This is a genomic window from Streptomyces africanus (genome assembly GCF_002150735.1).
Taxonomy (GTDB): Bacteria; Actinomycetota; Actinomycetes; order Streptomycetales; family Streptomycetaceae; genus Streptomyces; species Streptomyces africanus.
This window is the reverse complement of sequence record NZ_MUKA01000198.1, coordinates 1-5,889: the sequence shown is the minus strand read 5'-3', so window position 1 is coordinate 5,889 and position 5,889 is coordinate 1. Positions and strand designations below refer to the sequence as shown.

Sequence of the window (5,889 nt, the reverse complement as noted above, 5' to 3'; positions counted from 1 at the left end):
CCGCGCACGTCCACGATCAGCCCGGCTCGGGTCAGAAGCGGCCGGGGTGTTCGGCCAGCCAGTCCTTCGCCGCCGTCAGCAGGGCCTGGCCGGCCGGTGGGGCCTCGTCAGGGTGGCGTTCGGCCCACTTGACGACGTAGGGGCAGAGCGGGGCGACGGCGCTGTGCTCGCGGGCGGCGATGCCGTAGAGCTCCCGGGCCAGCGCGCCCGCGATGCCCTGGCCCTCGTGGGCCGGTTCGACGATCGTGTGCACGGGCACGAGCGCGCGCTCGGGATGGTCGAGTACGAAGTACTCGACGCGACCGACGACTTCACCGCCGGACACCGCCTCCAGACGGCCCGCCTCCCGGTCGTCGCGGATCACCAGGTCCCTCATACGGACACGCTCCTGTCCCTGTACGTCGGTCAGGCTTTGACAGCCTGCGGGCTGCGCTGCTGGTCCGAGCCCGGTACCGGCTCCGACGGGTCGGCGCCGAGGCCCACGATCCTGTTGTCGCGGTCCACGTGCACGACCCGGGGGACGAGTGCCCGGGCCTCGGCGTCCGTCACCTGGGCGTAGCTGATGATGATCACCAGATCGCCGGGGTGGACGAGATGGGCGGCGGCCCCGTTGATCCCGACGACGCCGGACCCGCGCTCGCCCTCGATGACGTACGTCTCCAGCCGGGCGCCGTTGGTGATGTCCACGATGTGCACGAGCTCGCCGGGCAGCAGGTCGGCGGCGTCGAGCAGGTCGGCATCGATGGTCACCGAGCCCACGTAGTGCAGGTCGGCCTGGGTGACGGTGGCGCGGTGGATCTTGGACTTGAACATAGTACGCAACATCGGGGTACTCCCACAAGTAGGCTCCCTGCCTGCGTTTTTGCAGGTCAAGGGCTGTTTCCATACCCTACAACGAGTCGCATCTCCGGGCAGCTTTCCCTAGGTTTTTCAGGACTCATGCTGACCCAATGCTGACTTTTCTGACGGTGTATCAGGCGCCTGGAGGAGCGGCCGGGGTCGTCCTCACTCCCCGAGGCCGCCCCTCACGAATGGCCGCGATCAGGGTACGCAACAGCCCCCGAAGACTCTCGTGACGATCGCCACAGCAGGGCTCGACCACCCGACCATCAGGTCGAACAAAATCCGTCGTCTGATCCGGCGGCGCGCAACATAGCCGCGCATCGCCGGTTACCAACTGCGCGGCACTCATCCCCGGGCGTCGCTTGCGCCAGTACCGCAGTTCGGCACCGAACCATTCTTCAGGTGAGCCCTCCGCGTTGAGCACTTTCTCTGGCTGCGGCATCTCGGTCCCTGGGTCGTGATGCGGATATCTCAGCTCTCCGCATCCGGATCTGCACGCGGGACTCGCGGCCTGACTGAATAGTTGCCGACCGGTTCGACACCAGTACACACCGTAGTCAGACCTCATTGGTGAGGATTCCGCCAGACCGAAGTGGATCTGTGAAGGCCGACCTCTTGGACCTGCCCGCTGCATCAACAACCGGCGCTGTGGGGTTTGGCCTGCCTGATCGGCGGCGTGACGCTGGCGGTCTCTGAGTTGCTGACCAATGTCCTGGTACACGTAGACTCGGACGCTGAGTGCGGCCGGGGGCTGGCTCTCGTCCTCGCCTTCGCCGACGGTTTCGGCTGCTCCCCGATCAAGGGTGGCAAAGACGTGTGGGCGAACTTCCTGATCGGCGACGGCGCGCGGACCTGGGCCACCACACCCATCCGCTGGCCCGGTTCCTGGCCGAGGCACCCGTCGCGCTGGCCGTTCCTTGCACCGGGTTCATGTGGGGCACCGCCGCCTCCAACCTGCCGTTCCTGCCCGCACTGCGCTACGGAGCCCGCGAGGTCTTCAACCTGGTCAGACCGGTTTCCCGCACCCCGTGTTATCGGGGCGCGTCCCACTGCGGCCATGGTGTCGACGCGGCGGGAAGGTCATCACCGGCGAGCAGCCAACGGGCCGGGGACAGGATCGTTCTGTCCTTGGCGAGTTTGAACATCCGGGCGCTGTGCACCGGTCCGTCGCCGGTTTTTGCCCTGGCCCGGGCGCGACCACTGAGAACGGCCCGCGCAGTTGCCTGAGCATCGAGCGGGTCCGACTTCCCGAGCAGACGGCGGGCTGTGCGGTCGGGCCGGTTCACTTCGTACACCTGGACGCGCTGAGCCAGCAGGTAGCGGGACAGACTCGCTCCAAAGGTACCGGTGCCCTCCACACCGGCCCGGCGCACCGTCCCCAGCTTGCGGGCCCAGACGAGCAGCCGGTGATATCCGGCCGCCGTGGTGGGCTGGAGGAGCTGCTGCGCTGTCTGGTCCTCATGGTGGTTCGCCTCCCGCGTGGTGACGTGCTGGGTTGATGGCACCGACCTGCTCGGGCGGTCTGAACCGTGATGGCGCCTAATCTTCGGCAAGGCCCCTATCGGGACACGCCCTGTAGCTCGCTACCAGCAGGCGCCATCCCGCAACGACAGTCGACAAGCCCGTGACTGGACACTTCGGTCATAGATCTCATGAGTCAGACCCCGCCCGGGACGGCATTGCGCAACCGTCCCACTGATCCCGGCACAACGGCATGACTCGATCACTGCCGGATGGCTTCGTCCGAACCGATGCTCAACCTGGCCTGTGCGGGCTGCCAATGAGTTGACGCTTCGTCCAGTCGTGACCGGCATTGACGGGCAGCCGTGTGGCCCGCCTTACAAGCGGCGCTCGGACGGTGGGCGGCCACGAGGGCCGCACGCCCGTCCATCAACCGCCACACCTCATCGAGCAGCAGGATCGGGGCGCCGCACACGATGGCCCTGGCGAGAACGACGCGCTGGCGCCGGCCGCCCAAGCATTCGACTCCCCGCTCCCCCACCAGGGTGGCGAAGCCGTCGGGGAGTTGGTCGACAAACTCCGTTACGTGCGCGGCCGCGGCCGTCGCGTGGATGTCCTCGTCGGTGGCGCCGGGCCGGGCGAAGGCGATGTCGTCCCGCAGGACCGAAGTGGAACAGCTCCCGGGTTTTGCCCTGGCATTGAAGGTGTCCGCCACACCATGGCCGGCCGCACGATGACGAGAACGCCCTGTGCATGCCCGCACGTTCACCACTCAGTGGGCGGGTGTGGACCGCACGGCCCGGGTGAACCACAGCAGAACCAGCGCGGCGGCCTGGATGCCGGCGACGACGACGATCAAACGGGGGATGGAGATGTCGTACAGGACCCCCGCCAACGCGCCGCCGGCCAGCGCGGCCGCTCCCATGATTCCGGCGAAGACGCCGTACGCGGTGGCCCGGCGGCCCACGGGTACGAGATCGGCGACGGTGGCACGCAGCGTGGACTCCTGCACCCCGACTGCGGCGCCCCACACCAGCGCACCCGCCACGGCGACTCCCACCGTGTCGGTGAAGGCCAGGGCCGGAACAGCGGCGGACAGCAGCGGCAGGACGACCAGGACCTGGGCGCCGAACCGGTCGTACAGCCAGCCCGTGGCCAGCGCCGCCACCGCGTCAGCCGCCATGGCCGCCGCGTACAGCACCGGCACCGTCGCGGTCGGCATCAGGTGCCGGACGACCAGGTGGTAGGAGAGCACACCGAAGGTGGCGAAACCGGTCAGGGTCACGGCGGTGAAGACCGCGTAGGCCCAGAAGGCCCGCGGCAGCTTCCTCTCCCGGGCCCCGGCAGGGCCCGGCTCCTCGGGTGGGTCCGGCTCCTCGGGCGCCGCCGCGCCAACGGTCGTCTCGTAGGCCACCGGATCGGGGACCCTGGCACGGAGCCAGAGCAGCAGCGCGACGGCAGCCACGCCGGGAAGCGCGAGCACCCCGAGCGCCGGTGCGTAGTCCCCGCTGGTGAGGGCGAGGACCCCGGCCACCGTGAGCGGGCCGATGAGCGCGCCGACCTGGTCCATCGCCTCGTGCACTGCGAAGCCGCGGCCCCGGCCGGTGGCGGCGGTGGCGTGCGAGAGCAGCGTGTCCTTGGCCGGGGAGCGAACGGCCTTGCCGACGCGTTCCGCGATCACCAGGGCGCAGGCCACCCACAACACGCCGGTCAGACCGAGCACCGGGACGGTGGCCGCGGTCAGCACGTATCCGGCGATCGTCCATGCCCAGAAGCGGCGGCTGCGGTCAGCCAGCGGTCCCGAGGCCAGACGCAGTCCGAGCGCGGCGGCCTCGCCCGCCCCCGTGACCAAGCCGACCACGGCCGCGGAGGCGCCCAGGTGAGCGAGCAGTGGGCCGGTGACGGAACGAGCGCCCTCGTAGACGAAGTCCATCAGCAGACTGACGCCCCCGAACACCACTACGAACCGCCACGCCGAGAGCCCCCGGGCAGGTGGGTTCGACGGTTCGGGCATGGCGGACGTGGTGCGTACGAGCTTCACGAACTCCTCCCCAGGGTGTCGCGTGCCTGGCAGGCCGGACATGGCCTCTTGGACATCGGACCACCTCCTAGGGGCGCTCTCCTCTTCACCGGACGAATCCGGCAGGCGCATCCTCCCCCGACACGCTGCAGCAGTCAGGTGGGGAGGCGGGCGCAGGACGCTTCCCGCGCCCGCCGGACGTGCTGGCGCCGTTCGCGCTCAGTCGGCCCGCTCGGTGGCCCGATCGCACTCGCCCGTCTCCGGAGGCAGGGCCGCGGACGGGGCGAGGCTACGGCGCTCCTGAGTGTGGGCGTAACCCGTCAGACCGACCAATACGCCCAACAGCACGGCAGACGAACCCGCCGTACCGAGGTCGAGACCGCCCTTGGCGACCGGCTTGGTCAGGAAGTCGCCGGCTGTCGCCCCGAGCGGGCGCGCCCTGTGACACACGGGCCGACCGCGCGGGCCGGCCGTGGTGTCCGACCTTGTCGGTGATCGCCTGAACGCTTCCTGAACGCCTTCCCAGCCGTTCAGGCCGCCTGCCGCGTCACGCGCGCGGGGTCCGCGACGTCCTTGCGGGTCACGGCCAGGTACACCACCAGGCCGAGGATGACCGCCAGGAAGAGCCCGCTCGTGACGACGGTGCCGAACCCGAGGCCGCCGTCGCCGGTCGGCTGGGAGAGGTAGTCGCCGACCGAGGCGCCGAGCGGGCGGGTGAGGATGTAGGCGATCCAGAAGCTCCACACCGCGTCCAGGCCCAGCGCGAAGTGCGCGATCGCCACGGCGGCGATGGCCAGCGCGAACAGGACCGCCGCGAGCCAGTAGCCCAGGTCCATGCGCTCGGAGACCAGATCGCCGCCCGCCGTTCCGAGGGCGAAGGTGAACAGTACGGCCAGCCAGTAGTACGCCTCGCGGCTGGTGGTGTCGATGCTGTGGATGGAGAGGGTGCGCTCGCGCCGGTACCAGACGACGAACGCGACGGCGAGAAGGACGGCGAACACGGCGGTGGTCGTCTCCAGCGGGACGCCCATGTTGTCGGTCAGGTTGTCGCTGATCAGTGTGCCGACGACGCTGATGAGGGCGACGGCGAGCCAGTACACGCCCGCGCGGTACGCCTTGGTGCGGAACTGGACGACGAGGACGACCGCGAGCAGCGCGCTCATGAGCACGGACACGCCGGTCAGGCCCAGACCGGCCTTCTCGTTGAGCAGGTCGGCTGCGGTCTCGCCGACCGTCGTGCACAGCACCTTGATGATCCAGAAATAGGCGGTGACCTCGGGGACCTTGTTCCAGCGCAGACGGTGGGAGGGGCGAGCGGAGGCACTCGTGCCCGGTTCGGCCTCGGGAGTCTCGGAGAGTTCGTAGGTCATGGGCAGGACGTTGCCAGCGGTTACCTGAACGCATCCTGACTGCCGCGCGGCTTTCCCGGCCCGCCGGGTCCGGCCTGATCACGATGGGGCCATGCACACCCGCGCCGCGTCCTGGCTGCGGCACCGGCTCGGCCGCGCCGTCGTCCTGTCCTACGCCCTCGCCCTGATCCTGCCCGCCCCCGGCCTGTGGCTGCG

Annotated in this window: 6 protein-coding genes and 2 pseudogenes; 1 reads left to right on the top strand and 7 read right to left on the bottom strand. The window is 69.7% G+C overall.

What is annotated here, in order from left to right:
- Positions 1-31: 31 nt before the first annotated feature.
- Complete coding sequence (locus CCL05_RS23200) at positions 32-376, bottom strand: GNAT family N-acetyltransferase (protein WP_086562409.1); 345 nt, start codon at positions 374-376, stop codon at positions 32-34.
- 29 nt (positions 377-405) lie between these two features.
- Positions 406-825 (bottom strand): aspartate 1-decarboxylase, encoded by a 420-nt coding sequence (gene panD, locus CCL05_RS23195; RefSeq protein WP_086562408.1) that lies wholly within the window; start codon positions 823-825, stop codon positions 406-408.
- Positions 826-1,581: 756 nt separating this feature from the next.
- On the opposite strand from panD, the pseudogene CCL05_RS46375 reads away from it, so the two are divergent.
- Positions 1,582-1,815 (top strand): annotated as a pseudogene (locus CCL05_RS46375) (lantibiotic dehydratase); the annotation flags it as partial.
- A 59-nt stretch (positions 1,816-1,874) separates the two neighbouring features.
- On the opposite strand, the gene CCL05_RS45640 reads toward CCL05_RS46375, so the two are convergent.
- From CCL05_RS45640 to CCL05_RS23165, 5 genes and pseudogenes are all read right to left on the bottom strand, one after another.
- Positions 1,875-2,348, bottom strand: a complete 474-nt coding sequence (locus tag CCL05_RS45640) for a transposase (protein ID WP_208641600.1) — start codon at positions 2,346-2,348, stop codon at positions 1,875-1,877.
- A gap of 344 nt (positions 2,349-2,692) precedes the next feature.
- Positions 2,693-2,965 (bottom strand): annotated as a pseudogene (locus CCL05_RS44885) (ATP-binding cassette domain-containing protein); the annotation flags it as partial.
- 111 nt (positions 2,966-3,076) lie between these two features.
- Entirely contained in the window at positions 3,077-4,345 is a 1,269-nt protein-coding gene (locus CCL05_RS23175) for an MFS transporter (protein ID WP_244204372.1), read from the bottom strand.
- A 198-nt stretch (positions 4,346-4,543) separates the two neighbouring features.
- The gene (locus tag CCL05_RS23170; RefSeq protein WP_244204371.1) at positions 4,544-4,774 is read right to left on the bottom strand and encodes a COG4705 family protein; all 231 of its coding nucleotides are present in this window, start codon (positions 4,772-4,774) and stop codon (positions 4,544-4,546) included.
- Between the two features lie 80 nt (positions 4,775-4,854).
- The gene (locus CCL05_RS23165; RefSeq protein ID WP_086562406.1) at positions 4,855-5,694 is read right to left on the bottom strand and encodes a COG4705 family protein; all 840 of its coding nucleotides are present in this window, start codon (positions 5,692-5,694) and stop codon (positions 4,855-4,857) included.
- Positions 5,695-5,889 lie beyond the last annotated feature (195 nt).